This is a genomic window from Achromobacter sp. UBA5777 (assembly GCF_002418565.1).
In the GTDB taxonomy this organism is placed as follows: Bacteria; Pseudomonadota; Gammaproteobacteria; order Burkholderiales; family Burkholderiaceae_B; genus Achromobacter; species Achromobacter animicus.
The window spans coordinates 1-330 of record NZ_DIEJ01000191.1 but is presented as its reverse complement, the minus strand read 5'-3'; the positions used below and the strand labels follow the sequence as shown (position 1 = coordinate 330).

At 73.0% G+C, this 330-nt stretch carries 1 pseudogene; it reads left to right on the top strand.

What is annotated here, in order from left to right:
* A pseudogene (locus B3446_RS15065) lies at window positions 1-330 on the top strand (acetolactate synthase 3 large subunit); the annotation flags it as partial.

Here is a 330-nt window from a genome sequence, read left to right as displayed (position 1 = left end):
TCCCGGCCCGGTGCTGGTGGACTTTCCCAAGGACGTGCAGCTGGCCGTGCCGCGCGACAGCGATGGACTGGACGCGCCGTCTCAACACAAGCTGGCCGCGCTGCGTGCGCGCCGCCAGTCGGGCAAGCTGGCGGCTAAGCTGCCGCAATCGGCCGTGCGCCGCGCTGCCGCGCTGATCGCGCAGGCCAAGCGGCCCATCTTTTACGGCGGCGGCGGCCTGGTGAATGCCGGCCCCGAGGCCTGCGAGGCGTTCACGGATCTGGTGCGCCACACCGGCGCGCCGTGCACCCTGACGCTGATGGGCCTGGGCGCCTTTCCCGCGTCCGACCC